The sequence below is a fragment of the Paenibacillus sp. JT22N12 genome (assembly GCF_056269365.1).
The window spans coordinates 261,126-278,359 of sequence record NZ_JBWDNU010000008.1 but is presented as its reverse complement, the minus strand read 5'-3'; the positions used below and the strand labels follow the sequence as shown (position 1 = coordinate 278,359).

Below are 17,234 nucleotides of genomic sequence, written 5' to 3'. Positions count from 1 at the left end.
GCTTATTTCTCGGAGGATGACTGGACCCCTTTCTTCCTGCCGTGAGAAGGTATGGCAACGAAAGGCAGATATAGAATCAGGAACAGCACCAAAGCCACGCCCTCCAGCGAAAGCAGGTACCAGGGATAGGGGCCAAGGAAATCGAGGAGCGACGCGGAATCGGGCTTTCTGGAGAGAAACATGTAATTCCCCCCGGTTGCGGCATTAACGAACAGGACAACAACAAGCAGAGCATTCAGAACGATCATGGTAAGCCCTATGGATTTCAGTGTCGGCCGGAACCGCTCAACCCATACCATATAGAGAACGGCCAGAATAATGGCAATATGGGCGGTGAAAAATTCAATGAAGCGAAAATGGGGGTAGCCGTAATCAAGAGCCGGCGTAAGCAAGGCCTGAATGGCTCCGCCGATTCCCGTAAAATAAGCGATTTGAAAAAGCATGCGGTTTCGGGTCAGCAGCATCAAGATGCACAGATACAAGGTGATGCTGCACAGCTCAAGCGGCAGAGAGCTTTTCACCTGATAAACGGATTCCGCGGTATACCAGATATTCAGCGATGCCTCGCAGATCACTAATACAGCCGCCAGGAAATACCGGCCGTTCCGGCTTCGGCTGCCCTTCTGAAGCCAGCCGCGGAACAGATACAGCAGGATAACGGCCAGGCCGAAAATAAGAAGAGCGAACAGATGCGGCGGAGAGTAGGCCGTGAAGGCCGCTGCCTGTTTGACATCAAGAAATCGATCCATTGGCTTTTCCTCCTGGTTTGAAAAATGTTCCATTACTTTATATTATCTTATGGACGCGGAGAATAGCATCGGGAAACGGTATACTTTTTTCGGCGAAGGGCAGAATGTTAGCGGCAGTATTAATGAAGGAATAACGGATATACAGGCAATGGAGAAGGAGTGGTGGAAAAATGGCGGATAATCAAGATCTGAGGATTCGCAGCATCGTGATCAGCGAAGGCGTCAACCGGGTTCCAAACCGTGCGATGCTCCGTGCTGTGGGATTTAATGATGACGATTTCAAAAAGCCGATGATCGGCGTTGCCAGCACCTGGAGTGAAGTGACGCCCTGCAATATGCATATCGACCATTTGGCCAGGGAAGCCAAGAAGGGCGTCCAGGCCCACGGCGGCGCTCCGTTGATCTTTAATACGATCACCGTGTCAGACGGAATATCGATGGGGCATGAGGGGATGCTGTTCTCGCTGCCCAGCCGGGAAGTGATTGCCGATTCCATTGAAATTGTAACCCAGGCGGAGCGTTTTGACGCGCTGGTTGCCATCGGAGGCTGCGACAAGAATACCCCGGCCTGCCTCATGGCGATCGGGCGCATGAATTTGCCTGCCGTCTATGTATATGGGGGGACGATTCAGCCCGGCAAGCTTGACGGCAAAGACGTCGATATCGTTACGGCCTTTGAAGCGGTAGGACAGCATCAGAACGGTCAAATCAACGATGAGCAGCTGCATCAGGTGGAATGCCGGGTATGCCCGGGTCCTGGCGCTTGCGGGGGCATGTATACCGCCAATACGATGGCATCGGCTGTCGAAGCCATGGGTATGAGTCTGCCCGGATCGTCTTCCACGCCCGCGATTTCGCCCGATAAAGCCCTGGAATGCGCGGAAGCGGGCAAAGCGGTGCTCAAGCTGCTGAAGAAGAATATCCGTCCGCGCGATATCATGACCAAAAAAGCTTTTGAGAATGCGATCACGGTCGTGATGGCGCTTGGCGGCTCGACGAATGCCTTCCTGCATTTGATTGCAATGGCGCATTCCGTCGGGGTTGATTTGAAGCTTGACGACTTTGAGCGCATCCGCTTGAAGGTGCCGCATCTGGCGGATTTGAAGCCAAGCGGCAAATATGTCATGCAGGATCTCAATGACGTGGGCGGCGTCGCCGGCGTCATGAAGCTGCTGCTGGCTGAAGGACTGCTCCATGGCGATTGTTTGACTGTCACGGGAAGAACCTTGGCTGAGAATTTGGCGGATGCCCGGCCATTGGCTGACGGACAAGCCGTCATCCGGCCTTTCGATAATCCGCTTAAGGCGAGCGGTCCGCTCGTCGTACTCCGGGGCAATCTGGCTCCCGAGGGTGCCGTAGCCAAGATGTCGGGACTGAAGAATCTCCGCTTCTCCGGACCTGCGCGCGTGTTTGACAGCGAAGAAGAGACGACGCAGGCCATTATGAATGATGAAATTCTGAAGGGGGACGTCGTGGTCATCCGTTATGTCGGTCCCAAGGGAGGCCCCGGCATGCCGGAGATGCTCTCTGTAACAGCTATGATCGTTGGGAAAGGACTGGGCGGGGAAGTAGCCTTGATGACAGACGGAAGGTTCTCGGGAGGCTCGCACGGTTTCGTTGTCGGGCACGTCTCTCCCGAGGCCCAGGTTGGCGGCCCCATCGGTTTATTGCGGGATGGGGATATGATTACAATCGACAGCGAAACCCGGGAGATTTCGTTTGCGGTTTCCAACGAGGAATTGGAACGACGCGCGCTGACCTGGACCAGGCCCGTACCCAGATTCACCACAGGCGTTCTGGCCAAGTACGCACGCCTTGTTTCGTCCGCTTCGACCGGGGCTGTGACCGATTTGAATCTGGATTAACCAATAGGAAAAGCACATCCTTGCCAACAAGAGCCTTTGGTCCAGTGGACCAGAGGCTCTTGTTATGCCGGGGCTGTCTCTAAGGGCGAAGAGAGGCCATACCGATGCAGGCTTGTTTCCATGAACGGGAACGTGTTACGATTTTGCATATGAAAAGTTTGCGGGGAAGGGGAATTGAGCGTGACCACTTATATTGCTTTGCTGCGCGGCATTAATGTCGGGAAGAAACAGATCAAGATGGATGTACTGAAAAGCATTATGGAATCCCTGCCTGTCCAGAAGGTGCAAACCTATATCCAAAGCGGAAACGTGGTCTTTCAGGCACAAAAGAAGCAGACGAAGCTATTGTCCGAAGAGATCGGGAACAAGCTTGCGGACTCGCTCTCATTCGATGTGCCGGTGATCGTGCGTACCATCGATGAGCTGGACGAGGTCATCGGCAGCAATCCATTTGCCTCCTACGGCAATGACGACGGGGGGAAGCTGTATATTGCATTTCTTGCCAATGAACCGGCTGCAGAGTCCATTCAGCATTTGCTTTCCTTCCAGAACGGGACCGACGAGCTCCGCGTCCAGGGAAAGGAAGTTTACCTCTGGTGCCGCACCAACTATGGAACTACCCAATTCTCCAATATCTTTCTCGAGAAGAAGCTCAAGGTGACCGCAACGACCCGCAACTGGCAAACCGTAAACAAGCTGGCGGCAATGTGCAGAGCTTGATTGGATACCCGTGAATAGGTGGCCTCCGCATGCGCAGGCATGCCGGGATGCCAATAAAGACGGCAAATTGATAGTAAAGGTCCTCTCTTAGAGGATCGCCTCAGAGAACGGAGAATGCCGATGTTCAAGTTATTTATTGTTGAAGATGACAAGGGACTGGTGGGCTTGCTGCAGGAGCATTTGCATAATTTCGGTTACGAGACCAGGGCCGTAATGAATTTTGAAGCGGTTCTGGCTGAATTCGAGCAGTTCGAGCCGCATCTTGTGCTTATGGATGTGAATTTGCCCAAATTCGACGGTTACTATTGGTGCAGGCAGATCCGCAGCAGCTCGACATGTCCCATTCTGTTCATCTCCGCCCGTGAGAGCAAGATGGATCAGGTGATGGCCCTGGAGAACGGTGCGGACGACTATATTACCAAGCCCTTCGATTATGAACTCGCAACCGCCAAGATCCGTAGTCTGCTCCGCCGGGCTTACGGCTCCTATGCCGTTGCCGCTAACGAGCGGACCATTTCCGTTGCCGGACTTACGCTGGATGTAGAGCGGCTGCTGCTTTCCCTGCATGATGTGAAAATCGAGCTCAGCCATACGGAAGCGAAGATCATGGATGAGCTGATGAAGAAAGCGGAGAAAGTAGTCAGCCGGGACCGGCTGCTGGACAAAATATGGGATGAGCAAACTTTTGTGGACGATAATACGTTGAATGTATATGTGAACCGTGTCCGCAAGAAGCTCACGGCTCTGAATATTCACGATTCGCTTCAGACGATTCGCGGCCAGGGGTATCGGCTTTACCCGAACTGGGGGAGTGAGTAAGGCATGAAGCTATTCTTCCGTGAGCAGCTGCCCTTTATCTATTTGTATTTCTCGCAGCTGCTTGTTATCGGTTTTATCTATTGGCTGGACGGTTACCGTCATACGGCTGTCAGCTTATATGCGGGCCTGCTGGGCACCTGCATGCTGATTGGCTATCTGGCTTTCCGGTATATCACAAACCGCAGTTTCTATGAGCGGCTCGAGCAGCCGCTCGCCTCGAATGAAGATTTGTTCAAAGCCCGCCATCAAACCCCTCTGACTGAAAGCCTGCAGGCTCTGCTCAAGAGCCAATTCCGGCACTACCAAACGGATCTGCTGCAGTATAAGCAGCGGATTGAGGATCATATTCAATTCATCAACCAGTGGGTTCATCAAATGAAAACGCCGGTGTCGGTCATTCATTTGATGATCCAAAACGAGGATGAGCCCCGTTTTACAGCTATCGGCGACGAGATGGACAAGCTCAAAAAAGGTCTTGAGATGGTCCTGTACACCGCCCGTCTGGACATGTTCGAGCATGATTTTTATGTGGAGCAGCTTGATCTGGAAGCCGTCGTGCGTGCGGCGGCCAGCAGCCAGAAGCGCTTGTTTATCCGCCGGCGTATTTTTCCGGTCATTCATATCGAGGGGAAGCTTGCAGTCGCCTCGGATGACAAGTGGCTGTCCTTTGTCATCAATCAGATCATTACGAATGCTGTCCGCTATACGGCACAGGACAACCGTCATCTTTATTTTCGGGGCTTTTCCGGCACGGAAGGAACAGTTCTGGAAATACGCGATGAAGGGGTAGGCATAGCCGAAAGCGATCTGCCGCGTGTCTTCGATCCCTATTTCACCGGGGAGAACGGGAGGCAGTTCCAGGAGTCGACGGGAATGGGACTCTATCTGGTGAAGCAAATCTGTGAAAAGCTGGGCCATGACGTGAAGCTTGAATCCACAGTCGGGCTGGGAACGACCGTCCGGATTCTTTTCAAGTCTTACAAAGCTGTAAGCTAATGTAATCTTGAACGATAGCAGTGACTCTCCTGCCTTTATATAATAAGGACATTCCACTGCGCAAGGAGTTATGCCCATTGTCTATTTTGAAGGTTCGTAATCTGTCGAAGCTGTATGAGGGCAAGGTGGCGTACAGGGCATTGGATAATATCCAGTTCGACGTTCAGACCGGCGAATTCGTTGGGATCATGGGCCCGTCGGGCAGCGGAAAAACGACCTTGCTGAATCTTCTGGCGACCATCGACGAGCCGACATCAGGAGAAATCATCATCAACGGCAAGGATCCGCAGCAGCTGAACAAGCAGGAGACCGCCCTTTTTCGCCGACATGAATTGGGTTTTGTCTTTCAGTATTACAATCTGCTCGATTCGCTGACAGTGGAAGAAAATATTCTGCTGACACTGACCCTCGATGGCGTGGCTGTGCCGGAGATGGACCGCAGGCTCCAAGAAGTGGCCGCGAAGCTTGGGATTCAGGCCATATTGAAAAAACGGACCTATGAAATCTCGGGCGGACAGATGCAGCGGACTGCGATAGCAAGGGCGATCATCCATGCCCCTTCGCTTATTCTGGCGGACGAACCGACGGGCAATCTGGATTCCAAGGCTTCCAGGGATGTGATGGAGACCTTCTCGGCTGTTAACGAGCAGGATGGAGCCACAATTCTGATGGTCACTCATGATGTGCTGGCCGCCAGCTTTTGCCGCCGGGTCATCTTCATCAAGGACGGCAGGTTCTACAACGAAATTTACCGCGGGAACAATCGTCAGGCTTTTTTTCAAAAAATCATCGATATGCTGTCGCTGTTAGGGGGGGACAGCCATGACCTTTCGTCAGTTCGCTTATAGGAATGTAATGCGGAACAAGCGGACCTACGCGGCTTATTTTCTGAGCAGCTCCTTCTCGGTGATGATCTTTTGCATCTGCGCGCTGTTCATCTTTAATCCGGGCATTCAGGAGGGCATGATCTTCAATGCCGCGATACAGGCGCTTGTGGCAGCGGAAGGCATTATGTATGTGTTCTCATTTTTCTTTGTTCTGTATTCTGTCAGTTCTTTTCTGAAAATGCGCAAGCGTGAATTCGGCATATTGATGATGCATGGCATGACCAAAGGACAGCTCAACCGGATGATTTTCTTTGAGAATATGCTGATTGGCCTGGGAGCGATTGCCGCGGGGATTGCAGCGGGGCTGCTGACGGGGAAGCTGTTCCTGATGATCGGCTCGAAATTCGTAGGCTTGTCGTCGCTGCCGTTCTATCTGTCGGGTAAGGCTCTCGCGCTCACGGCGCTGTCCTTCATCGTCTTGTTTCTGTTGATTTCCTTATGTACCGCGGTCCTGATCCGCACCAACAAATTAATTGAATTGTTTCAATCCGGCCAGAAGCCCAAAGCGCAGCCGAAGAGCTCTGTTCTGCTGTCTCTGCTTGCCGTCGTCCTGCTTACCGCAAGCTATTATTTATCGGCGTCCGCGAGCGTGTCCACGGTGATCCTGAGGATGATTCCGGTTATCGTGATGACGATAACCGGCACCTATTTCTTCTACACGCAGCTAAGTGTATACACGATCAAGCTGCTGCAGAAGAAGCGTTCCTTTTTCCTGCGGAAAACGAACATTATAACGGTTTCCAGCCTGGCTTACCGGGTGAAGGACAATGCCCGGATGTTCTTTATGGTTACCATCATCTCGACTGTTTCGTTCTGCAGCGTCGGCGCATTCACCTCCCTGCAAACCCTGACCAGTCAATTCGCCGATGATTATCCGGCCGCCATCGGCTACGTGGCCAAGGATGGAAGCGGGCTTGAGGAAGGGCATCTGCAGCAGATCAGGGATGAATTAGCCGACAAAGCTATTCCCTATGAAAGCTACCGCATGCCGGTCAAATATGTCGCGGTTCAGACCCATTCGGCAGCGGATTCCGCTCAAGAAAGAGAGCTGCATCTGATCTCATTCTCGGATTACAGGGAAGTGACCCTTCTGGCGGGCGTGCCCACGGCGGAACAGGCTTTAAGCGGCAATGAAGCCTTGGTTCTGATGAGCTCGCTGCGGGATAAAGCCTATATCCAGGTTCGGGAGCCCTTGACATATACCCTTAAGGACAGCGGTATAAGCCTTCGCGAGACCGGCTACACCAAGCGGGTTGCCATACCGGATTATCTGATGACGGATCTCGACGATGATCGGGATTTGGCCGAGCTGGAGGAGGATATCGATACAGAATTCAGCGGAATGGTCGTAAGCGATCAGCTTTTCAACCAAATCACCGCCTCGGTCCAAACCGATTACTATACCGGTTTCTATGTCAAGGATATTGAACAAACGATCGGGATGCTGGAAGGTCTGGCGGACTTCGGGGTGATGCGCTATGACATGGGCCAGTCTTATGCAATTACAGTAAGCGGAACGCTGCAGGCCGCGCAAAACAGCCTGTACAGCATTATGCTGTTCGTTGCCCTTCTCGTCGGCACTGTGTTCTTTATTGCCGCCGGCAGCTTCCTGTACTTTCGTCTTTATGCGGATCTGGATTATGACCGCCGCCAATTTCTCACCATGGTCAAGATTGGACTCACGGAAAAAGAGCTGTCGAGGATGGTTACGAGGCAGCTTGCCCTGCTGTTCTTCGTTCCGATTATGTTTGCGGTTGTGCACAGCATATTCGCGTTTATTGCTCTACAGAAGTTTTTCTTTCTGTCGATCGCAAATCAAATGGGGATCGTGCTGATCAGCTTTTTCATGGCGCAGATATTATATTTCTTCTTCATCCGCAACCGCTACTTGCGGAACCTGAAGAAGACGCTTGTTTAAAGGCAGGTGAATAACTGGCGGAGCAGGCGGAAATAGTCTGGAGAAGCGTAAGCGTTCGCCTTTGTACCCCGAATTTAACCGATACAGGTATCCACAATAAAAAAATTCAGAGGTACAACAGCGATCGGAAGACGTTTCCACCTGCGCAGCCTGGCTTTCACCTGACTAGTGAGGAGGCTTAAAGAAGATGCAGAACTGGATAACTGATTTTATGGAGCAGTTTGGTTATTGGGGAATCTTGCTGATGATCGCCCTGGAGAATGTCTTTCCTCCCATTCCTTCGGAAGTCATTCTTACCTTTGGCGGGTTTATGACGACCAACACGAGTCTGACAGTACCCGGCGTCATCGCTTTTGCTACGGTGGGATCTGTGCTGGGAGCCGTTGTCCTGTATGGCATCGGGCTGCTGCTTCACGTGGAAAGACTGGAGAAAATCGTCGAACGCTGGGGTCATGTTCTGAGGCTCAGGAAGGCAGATATCCATAAAGCGAATACCTGGTTCGAAAAATATGGATATTGGACCGTGCTATTTTGCAGGATGATTCCGCTAATACGAAGTCTGATTTCCATTCCGGCGGGCATGTCGCGGATGAAATTTTGGCTGTTCCTTCTTTTCACTACCCTGGGGACGTTGATCTGGAACATTATTCTGGTGCTGATTGGAGCAGCTCTGGGAGAGAATTGGGCGGATATTCTCCATTTCATGGACTTGTATTCCCATGCAGCATATGCGGCAATCGGTGCCGGAATGATCGTGTTCATTTTCTTGTTTATCCGCAGACAGAGAAAAGCTAAAGCTTAAGCAGGACGGGAGAGGTGCCAGGAATGGATTTTTTTGAATTGTTGAAAGCACTGCTGCTGGGCCTTGTGGAAGGCGTAACGGAATTCGCCCCCGTCTCATCGACAGGACATATGATTATCGTGGATGATATGTGGCTGCAGTCCGAACAATTTCTGACCAAATATGTGGCGAATACGTTCAAGGTTGTTATACAGTTGGGCTCCGTATTAGCCGTCGTTATTATTTTCTGGAAACGGTTCATGGATCTGCTTGGGCTGCGGCGGCGCATCGAGGGTCAAGCTGCCGTTCCGGGACAGCGTCTGAGACTGTCGCAGGTCATTGTTGGCTTGCTTCCAGCCGGCGTGCTTGGAGTATTGACGGAAAGTTATATTGACGATCATCTGTTCTCCACGGGAACAGTGCTGATCGGACTTGTGCTTGGTGCGGTTCTGATGATTGCAGCCGACCGGTTCGCTCCGGCTGTTCCGAGTATTCAAACTGTTGATCAGATTACCTACAGACAAGCCATCATGATCGGTCTTTTTCAATGCCTGTCGCTTTGGCCGGGATTCTCCAGATCGGGCTCCACGATCTCCGGCGGTGTGCTCCTCGGGATGAGCCACAGGGCGGCAGCCGATTTCACCTTCATTATGGCAGTGCCGATTATGCTGGGGGCGAGCATGGTCTCGCTGGTCAAGAACTGGGAGTATTTCACCATGGATTCCCTGCCGTTCTTTATTGTCGGCTTCGTGAGCGCCTTCGTCTTCGCCCTCATTTCCATCCGCTTCTTCCTGAAGCTGATCAATCGCGTCAAGCTTGTTCCATTTGCAATATACCGGATCGTGCTTGCCGTCATTGTGTATGTTGTTTATTTTTAAATCCAGCTCAGGCCGGATCATCGAGGCGCTAAGGCGCAGGTGGTTCGGCTTTTCTTTCGCAACCTTAAGCGGAGCAATATCGTCTAGAACAGAGAAACACCCTCTCTCGGTGCATCGTCTCATTCAACATGATATAATCGTGTCAGAAACGGATTTTGGAATAAGCAGGACGACCGGCAGACCTGGAGTTGAGAGGACAATCGTGAAAAAGCTATTGATTTCGTTGGTTATTTTCGTCATTAACATAGCTCTGGCGGTCACCGGTGCTATATGGTATGTCTCCCCAAGCCAGAAGCTCGATTTGGCTTATGAGGAAGTGCCGCTCTTGGACAGGGCTATGAGCATGGTCAGACGGTTATCTACGGAATTAATGCTGTCAGAGACGGATATTAACAATTTTGGAAAACAGGCGCTTGCGCAAGCACCCCGGTACGGCAGCGGAATTGTAGTAACGGGTGCAAAATTTCAACTGGCCGGGGACAGGCTGATCGCCGATCTGAACATTCGTGTCAAGGACCGGGTTCCCGCGGCACTGAAGCTGACCTACCGGCTGGAGTGGCGGAATCCGGACCTGACAGCTGTCATCGAAGAGGCCCGGATGAGAGATATCACCCTGCCCATCCGTTACTTCGGGAATGTCGTGATTCCAATCGGGGAAGAACTGCCGGAAGTTCTGGTTGTCCGAAACATCAGGATTCATAATGGAAGCCTTGTCGTAGAGTTCCAGAAACCCAAGCTGGAGGATTTAAGCGGGCTGCTGCCATAGCAGCGCGTCAAGTCGAAACGATATGAAGAGGTTGATACTATGAAGGTTTATGAATTTATTATCCATTCCGAGATTCAACGCGAGGATTTGATTGCGGTTTTTCAGAAGGCTGCACAGTTCACCTCCGACATCCATATTTATTTTGACCATCATTATATCGAGCATGCGGTGGATGCCAAAAGCCTTGTTGGCGTCATGCTGGTGCCAGTTGATTCGGGTACGAAGATCCGGATTGAAACAAAAGGAAATGACGAGGAAGAAGCGATGGCCTTCATTGTCGGTTTACTGGAAGAGCGATAGTGCCTCCATTCGCATGCGGAGCCATATTCTTCACAGGATATCCCTTTTCGGATAAGGAAACAAAAAAAAGGGGACGATCCGATAGGATATCGGATAATCCCCTTTGCGGTACGTGGATTACAGTACGCGGCGTGCAGTTGCGTAGTGATCTTTCCACCAGCCGGAGTTGATGCTGGAGATAGTAACTCCCGGGGCTCCATATGTATGGATGATTTTACCGTCCCCAATGTAAATGCCTACATGGTGGATGGGGGAGTAGAAGAAGACCAGATCGCCGACTTTAAGGTTGCTTTTCGAGACATATTTACCGGCTTTGGACTGGGCTTTTGATGTGCGCGGAATAGTCACGCCGACAGTCGACAATACGCGTTTGGTGAAAGATGAGCAGTCAAAGCGTTTCGTTGTGCTTGTCGAAGCACCAAACTGATATTTTACGCCCAGATACTTTTTGGCGTTTGCGATGATTTTGGATGAAGTTGAGCTTGTGGTAGCGGATGCCGCTGCAACCGGTTTTGGCGGTGCTGCCAATGTGCTGCTTGCCAGGACTGCCAAGCTCAATGTGATGCCGACGATGCTTTTCCGAAACAGGTTTTTCTTATTCAATTTGTTCTGCCTCCCAAGGATGTAATGGATGAATCAAGAATGTAAAGGATTGCATAAACCACTATAACACGTTAATCTTTTCCACTATTTACATAGTGTTATAGATTTTGAGCGATTCTGCGGCTTTTAGGAGTTTATGAGATTTTGATTAGAAAATCTTCATGGTTTGGGTGTGGACAAGGCAGGAAACTATCATTAAAATAATAGATTTATTATGACTGCATGGGATGAAAGCTCCAGGAAATATAATGTTTTGGTTAAATGCGAATGAATGGGAAAATGGAATAATAGAATACATAGAATAAGGGTTATCTGTTTATGAAAGGGGAAAGTTCATCGACATGCATAACGACAAAATTCTGATTTTGACCGGCAATTACGGAGATGGCCATCAACAGGCGGCAGCCGCTGTCAGCCATTCCTTAAAGCTCGGCTATCCGCAGGCCGAAACCGTCATTGTCGATGTGATGGATTTGACGCACCCCTATTTTCATTCCATTGGCCGTTATCTTTTTCTGCAAAGCTTGAAGAAAGTGCCTTCTATGTACGGATATTTGTACCGCAAAACGAGGCATGTGAACTCTTTGTCGGATTTTCTCAAAAAGCTCAACCGGTTCGGCGAGGAGAAGCTGCTGGATTTGATTGAGAGCATGCGTCCATCCGTCGTGGTCTCCACATTCCCCGGTGCTGCCGGTCTAATGTCGCTGCTCAAGTCTCACGGTCTGACGGATGTTCCGACCGTAACGGTGATGACCGATTATACCGTTCACAGTTATTGGGTTTATCCGTTTACGGATCTTTATATTGTGGGCTCCGATGAGGTCAAGCAGGGGCTGATCCGCCATCATATACCGGGTGAAAGCATATCTGTAACAGGAATACCCCTTCGGCTGGAATTCAGCCAAAGGGGTAATTTGGAACTGCTGAGGAGCAAGCATCATCTGGATGCCGGCCGGCCAACGCTGCTGCTTATGGGAGGCGGAGACGGTTTTTTCGGCGAGGGTCCCCATCAGATCGAAGCGCTGGAATCGCTTGCGGATCCCATTCAGGTCATTATTATTTGCGGGCATAACCATAAACTGAAGCAGCAATTAACCGAGAAATTCAAATCTTCCAGCCACAAGGTGCTTATTCTGGGTTATATCGATTATGTACATGAATTGATGGCGATTGCCGATTTATTGGTGACCAAGGCAGGCGGGCTGACAATTTCGGAAGCCTTGAACATGGAGCTGCCGATGATTGTCTTCAAGCCGCTTCCCGGCCAGGAGGAAGACAACGTCAACTACTTGCTCCGATCGGGTACGGCGCAGCTGGCAAACAGTACCAGGGATTTAGGCAGCAAAATCAGGGAATGCTTCAGTCAGCCCTCCATTTTGGGGAGGATGAGGGAGCAGGCAAGACAAATTGCCAAAAGGCAGGCGGCGATGGATGCTGCCGACATGATTTGGAAATTGCACTACCAAAGCATCCAGGTCCAGCACGGATAACGACTGTTAATCCGTACGGGACTTGGACTTGGAATATCAGAAAGTCATACGGTGGCCATTGATTATTGCCCGGTAACGAGCACCGCCCCGTCTCCGTATTTGTCCATATACTGCTCCAGTGTCAAATCCTCGGACGCGACCACTTTGGCTATTTCTTTACCCACGTAGCGGATATGCCAAGGCTCATATTTGTAGCCGGTAATGTCTTCTTTTCCTTCGGGATAGCGAATGATAAATCCATATTCATCTGCATGCTCGGCTAACCATTTGGCTTCGGGCGTACCGCCAAAGCAGTCGGATGCGGCACATTTGCCGTCGCTGCCGGACACGTCGATGGCAAGACCGGTCTGATGCTCGCTTGTCCCCGGCACCGCACTGTAGGTGCGGGCTTTTTCCAATCCGTCTTCGCGGACATAATTATCAAATAGCGTTTTTTGTCTGGAATAGGACCGGTAGGCGGATACGCCGGCCAGCGGAACGCCGTCTTCCTTGGCTCCCGCAAACAATTGAACCAGCGCGTCGGCTGCGACCTGGCGGATTTTGCGTTTTTCGATTTTCTCCGAGAATGTGAACGGAACATCCGGATAGACCAGATCGGCCGGTTCATAGTCCTCGGGCAGCGCAAAGTGTTTGTTTATGAGTGCGGTGACGCTATCGGGCTGTGCAACGACAACGATGGAGTCATCATCGTTAGTTGAATCAGACACAGGCGGCTTGGCCGGAGTCTGGTTCGCGTCAGCAGGCTGCTGATCATCTGCTGGCGGCTCTTCCTGACCTGTATTGGAGGGCTCGTCCGTGCCCGATTGCACGGGTTCGCCGGAGGTGCTGCTGTCCGATGAGCCGGCAGCAGCATTCTCATTCTGGCCCGGGCTCTCATTTGCCGATTGGCCGGTTTTGGCTGAATCCGAGCCTGCTTTAATTTCCTGAATAGTGACAACTGCGATAACCGCACAAATCAGCACAATCAGGACAGCTATACGGCCGCCGGATTTTTTTCTCGTTCTTTTTCTCATCTGTCGATACCTCCCGAATGATCTGTACCCATTATATAAGCCAGATGTTTCGAGACTGGCGAGTAATGTTTCGAGCTTGTAAACATTTGAGCACAAGGATATGAGCAGGATAACGGGCTTATACAACCGCCATCCAATAGAATAGACGCATTATTAATAGAGAAGGTTTCGACCTGATAGAAAAAATCGGGAAAATCATTTTGTGCAAACAGCGGGCACTTCATGAATGGTCCGCAGCTGTAAAGGAGCATATAATAATACAAGTAGAAAAATGGTTTATCTATCCTATAAAGTGGAGGCGGTTGTCATGAATCTGACAGGAATGCCGGAGCTATCCTCTATCAGGCCGATTCCGGTACAAGATCGCTGGTGCGTGCATGCCTACTACACGATTAGTCCGTATGCGCCGGACGGCTCGGGATTGTTATTGCTGGCCGGAGGAGATTTGGACAATGGGCTTGGAGAGGTGCTTGTCGTATCTTCGGATGGAGAGGTAGTCGACAGATTCGGACAAACTGCGCTGCATGCCGGCTTTTTCCATACGGGTCTATGGCAATCCTGGAGCCCCGACGGGAGATATGTATATTATCAGAGCGGCACATTAAACCGGCCCCTTATTGTCAGGCGCGAATTGAAAACGGGAGAAGAGCGAATTCTGGAGGGCGATATGGAAGGAGTTCCGCCGCGCGGCGAGCCGATTATTTCCGGCTTGATGGGGATGCTGTATGCGGCTGGGTACGGAACTGGCGTTTATGAGCCTGGTCTTAGTCCGGTTCCTTTTCAGCGGCGCGGTGAGCATGGACTTTTTCGGTTCTCGTTCGATCCAGACCGGGCATCGCTGGTGATGAGCACGGCCGATATACTCAAGAAGCATCCCCGGCTGGATCGTCTGATGCATTCAGAGCTTGAGCTTAGACAGAAGCTGGGGGACGAAGAAGGATTGACGCTGATGTGCTACTGCGTCCGATGGAATGCGGACAGCAGCCGGTTTTTATTTTATTTTGGCAATCATTGCGTGGACGCGGGCAGGGAAGAGCCACGGCTGGCTTATGTATTTACTTCGGATCAAGATATGAGGGATGTTCATCTGGCTCTCGATTTAAGCTATGACAGATCGGGCGTTCACTGGTCCTGGCATCCTGACGGGGAGCATCTGATCGGATACGGGCAGGACCCGGATGACAGGACGAAGCTGTGCGTGGCTCAGGTCCGATATGATGGGAGCGGTTACAGGAAAATAAGCAAACATAACAGCGGAGGGCATCCGAGCATATCGCCAACGGATTATAATCTGCTTGTTACCGATACAGGAGGAATTCCGGGGGAAGTGGTGTTCATAGATTTGCAGATCGACACGGTTGTGAAAAGTCTATTCCTTCCCCGTACCCTGGGAGAGTCCGAAATCAGCGGCAGAAATCCTCATCGGGTATGCCATCATCCCGTTTTCTCCCGGGACGGCAGCAGGGTTCTGGTCAACACGCTGCCCGGCCGATTGGCGGTTGCCGGCGAAATCGACGTGGCTCGCTTGCTTGGATAAGTCCATAGCATCCAGGGAGAACGATATATACTACACTCATAGGGGCTGCCGCATGGCAGCCCTTGCGTATTAACGATACTTTGTTCCATAACCTATAGAAATTTATCGGGATGAAAGGTCATAAGGCTCCGCCAATACCCAGAATACATAATTTTTGGTCTTGCTGGTCTTGTACGGATAATCCCATTCCGTTACACCGCGCACAATCGTTTGCCCCGGAGACAAATAGCTGATGTAGCGGCGATATTGGCCAATGCGCTCTGAATCGCCTCTGGGCCGGTATGCCCCCTCGAGAAACTCATAGTCATATCCTGCCGGCACATACAGCCAGCTTTCCACGCGTTGATAGCGGTCCGTCGTATTCGTATAGCTGTACCAGTCAAAATCCCATCCCGCAGGATCATCGCTGTTGCCGATATAGCCCATATTAAATTGATTCGATAAAGTGGAACGGACGGCGCCCAGCTCAAATTCATTGCCATAGTCCACCGTTTCCAGAAAGGATTTCGGAATTACGGGGGCCGCAGCCGCGGTTTGTGCCGTCATAAGAACTGCTCCTGTCAAGGCAGCAAGAAGAACGCTTTTGAGCTTCAAAATAATTCCTCCTTCATACTCATGATCAGCTGGCCAGCCTCTTAACAACAGCATGCCATTACATCCATATTTTGTTAATCGGACTAAAGCCTTATTCTTTTGTCGTAATTTACAACTGCACTTTCATGCACAGCCAGCCCTATGGCAAAAAAGTGCAGTGGGGGAGCAGTGAACATTTTTGCCGAAGGAGTTCGTCAGCTCTTGCAACCAGCGGAAAACAAGGGTTTTCTCCTTCAGCACCAGGGCAAAAAAGTCGTCTAGACGGTGAGCTTATCCATCAAGTAAATTGGGTTTACCAAACGTCCGAGCCAGATTCCGCAGCAGAGACCGAACAAGAACAGGAGGACCAATGCTCATGGGTAAAACGCTGGCAACTACAAATTTGGGCAATAAAGGCCATTCACGAATGAAGGTGTTGTTCCGGGACCGTTATTTATATCTGCTGGCTCTGCCCGGATTATTGTTTTTTCTCATTTTCAAATATGTCCCCATGTGGGGCCTGGTCATTGCGTTCCAGAATTACTCGCCATACGCCGGAATTCTGGGCAGCGAATGGGTGGGGCTGGATCATTTTATCCGCTTCTTCAGCAATTCGGACTTCTATATCCTGCTGCGAAATACATTAGCGATCAGTTTCCTGAACCTGCTGCTGTTTTTCCCGGCGCCGATTGTCATCTCCATTATGCTCAATGAAGTACGGCAGGTGATACTGAAGCGTCTGATCCAGACCGTTATTTATTTCCCTCATTTTCTCTCCTGGGTCATCATTGCCGGGATCAGCTTCATTATGCTGGGGCAGTCGGAAGGGGTTATTAACAGCATCCTGGCGCTATTGGGGATTGATAAAATAGCCTTCCTGACCTCGCCCAATCTGTTCTGGCCCATGCTGACCCTGCAAAATATATGGAAGGACGCCGGTTGGGGGACGGTCATTTTCCTGGCGGCGGTCTCCGGAATCGATCCTACCTTGTATGAAGCAGCGAAGATGGACGGCGCCGGCAAATGGAAACAGATCTGGCATGTCACGCTTCCCGGTATCCGGAATGTCATATTTGTACTGCTGATTCTGAAGCTTGGAGATGTGATGGACGTCGGGTTCGAACAGGTATTCCTGATGGGCAGCGCTGCCGTATCGAATGTATCCGACGTATTCGACACCTATGTATACCGCAATGGCGTACTGAACGGGGAGTTCAGCTATACCGCATCAGTCGGTTTGTTCAAATCGATTGTCGGTTTAATCATGGTGATGGCAGCCAATAAATGTGCCAAATTATTCGGTCAGGATGGCCTCTATTAAGAGGATGGGCTCTTGCCT

At 50.9% G+C, this 17,234-nt stretch carries 17 protein-coding genes; 13 read left to right on the top strand and 4 right to left on the bottom strand.

Translation table 11 applies throughout. The features are described 5' to 3' along the window. Positions 1–2 precede the first annotated feature (2 nt). Positions 3–749, bottom strand: a complete 747-nt coding sequence (locus AC0YOA_RS26435) for a YwaF family protein (RefSeq protein WP_475789169.1) — start codon at positions 747–749, stop codon at positions 3–5. Positions 750–919: 170 nt separating this feature from the next. Between AC0YOA_RS26435 and ilvD the strand changes: the two genes are divergently transcribed. The 10 genes from ilvD to AC0YOA_RS26385 all read left to right on the top strand — a co-directional run bounded on the left by ilvD (position 920) and on the right by AC0YOA_RS26385 (position 10,679). Next, positions 920–2,614 (top strand): dihydroxy-acid dehydratase, encoded by a 1,695-nt coding sequence (gene ilvD / locus AC0YOA_RS26430; RefSeq protein ID WP_475789168.1) that lies wholly within the window; start codon positions 920–922, stop codon positions 2,612–2,614. A gap of 180 nt (positions 2,615–2,794) precedes the next feature. Further along, positions 2,795–3,334: a DUF1697 domain-containing protein gene (locus tag AC0YOA_RS26425; RefSeq protein ID WP_475789167.1), complete on the top strand. Its 540-nt coding sequence runs from the start codon at positions 2,795–2,797 to the stop codon at positions 3,332–3,334. A gap of 120 nt (positions 3,335–3,454) precedes the next feature. Beyond that, positions 3,455–4,153 carry a response regulator transcription factor gene (locus tag AC0YOA_RS26420; protein WP_475789166.1) on the top strand — a complete coding sequence of 233 codons (699 nt, stop codon included), beginning with the start codon at positions 3,455–3,457 and terminating at the stop codon, positions 4,151–4,153. A 3-nt stretch (positions 4,154–4,156) separates the two neighbouring features. Beyond that, positions 4,157–5,149 carry a sensor histidine kinase gene (locus AC0YOA_RS26415; RefSeq protein ID WP_475789165.1) on the top strand — a complete coding sequence of 331 codons (993 nt, stop codon included), beginning with the start codon at positions 4,157–4,159 and terminating at the stop codon, positions 5,147–5,149. A 77-nt stretch (positions 5,150–5,226) separates the two neighbouring features. Continuing rightward, the gene (locus tag AC0YOA_RS26410) at positions 5,227–5,997 is read left to right on the top strand and encodes an ABC transporter ATP-binding protein (protein WP_475789164.1); all 771 of its coding nucleotides are present in this window, start codon (positions 5,227–5,229) and stop codon (positions 5,995–5,997) included. Continuing rightward, a complete protein-coding gene (locus AC0YOA_RS26405; RefSeq protein ID WP_475789163.1) occupies positions 5,972–7,954 on the top strand; it encodes an ABC transporter permease in 1,983 nt (660 codons plus the stop codon). Before AC0YOA_RS26410 ends, AC0YOA_RS26405 begins: the two co-directional genes overlap by 26 nt. A gap of 187 nt (positions 7,955–8,141) precedes the next feature. Continuing rightward, on the top strand, positions 8,142–8,756 hold the full coding sequence (locus tag AC0YOA_RS26400) for a DedA family protein (RefSeq protein WP_475789162.1): 615 nt from the start codon (positions 8,142–8,144) through the stop codon (positions 8,754–8,756). Positions 8,757–8,779: 23 nt separating this feature from the next. Next, the gene (locus AC0YOA_RS26395; RefSeq protein ID WP_475789161.1) at positions 8,780–9,613 is read left to right on the top strand and encodes an undecaprenyl-diphosphate phosphatase; all 834 of its coding nucleotides are present in this window, start codon (positions 8,780–8,782) and stop codon (positions 9,611–9,613) included. A gap of 202 nt (positions 9,614–9,815) precedes the next feature. Then, positions 9,816–10,379 carry a hypothetical protein gene (locus tag AC0YOA_RS26390; RefSeq protein ID WP_475789160.1) on the top strand — a complete coding sequence of 188 codons (564 nt, stop codon included), beginning with the start codon at positions 9,816–9,818 and terminating at the stop codon, positions 10,377–10,379. A gap of 39 nt (positions 10,380–10,418) precedes the next feature. Continuing rightward, on the top strand, positions 10,419–10,679 hold the full coding sequence (locus tag AC0YOA_RS26385; RefSeq protein WP_210039787.1) for an HPr family phosphocarrier protein: 261 nt from the start codon (positions 10,419–10,421) through the stop codon (positions 10,677–10,679). Positions 10,680–10,796: 117 nt separating this feature from the next. Here AC0YOA_RS26385 and AC0YOA_RS26380 read toward each other — a convergent pair whose 3' ends face one another. Beyond that, the gene (locus AC0YOA_RS26380; RefSeq protein WP_475789159.1) at positions 10,797–11,282 is read right to left on the bottom strand and encodes a C40 family peptidase; all 486 of its coding nucleotides are present in this window, start codon (positions 11,280–11,282) and stop codon (positions 10,797–10,799) included. Positions 11,283–11,623: 341 nt separating this feature from the next. On the opposite strand from AC0YOA_RS26380, the gene AC0YOA_RS26375 reads away from it, so the two are divergent. Next, positions 11,624–12,772, top strand: a complete 1,149-nt coding sequence (locus AC0YOA_RS26375) for an MGDG synthase family glycosyltransferase (protein WP_475789158.1) — start codon at positions 11,624–11,626, stop codon at positions 12,770–12,772. A gap of 62 nt (positions 12,773–12,834) precedes the next feature. Here AC0YOA_RS26375 and AC0YOA_RS26370 read toward each other — a convergent pair whose 3' ends face one another. Then, positions 12,835–13,785: a M15 family metallopeptidase gene (locus tag AC0YOA_RS26370; RefSeq protein WP_475789157.1), complete on the bottom strand. Its 951-nt coding sequence runs from the start codon at positions 13,783–13,785 to the stop codon at positions 12,835–12,837. 307 nt (positions 13,786–14,092) lie between these two features. On the opposite strand from AC0YOA_RS26370, the gene AC0YOA_RS26365 reads away from it, so the two are divergent. After that, on the top strand, positions 14,093–15,322 hold the full coding sequence (locus AC0YOA_RS26365; protein ID WP_475789156.1) for a hypothetical protein: 1,230 nt from the start codon (positions 14,093–14,095) through the stop codon (positions 15,320–15,322). 102 nt (positions 15,323–15,424) lie between these two features. On the opposite strand, the gene AC0YOA_RS26360 is transcribed toward AC0YOA_RS26365, so the two are convergent. Further along, entirely contained in the window at positions 15,425–15,916 is a 492-nt protein-coding gene (locus tag AC0YOA_RS26360) for a hypothetical protein (protein WP_475789155.1), read from the bottom strand. Between the two features lie 355 nt (positions 15,917–16,271). Between AC0YOA_RS26360 and AC0YOA_RS26355 the strand changes: the two genes are divergently transcribed. Continuing rightward, positions 16,272–17,216 carry an ABC transporter permease gene (locus AC0YOA_RS26355; protein WP_210039793.1) on the top strand — a complete coding sequence of 315 codons (945 nt, stop codon included), beginning with the start codon at positions 16,272–16,274 and terminating at the stop codon, positions 17,214–17,216. Positions 17,217–17,234: the final 18 nt, after the last annotated feature.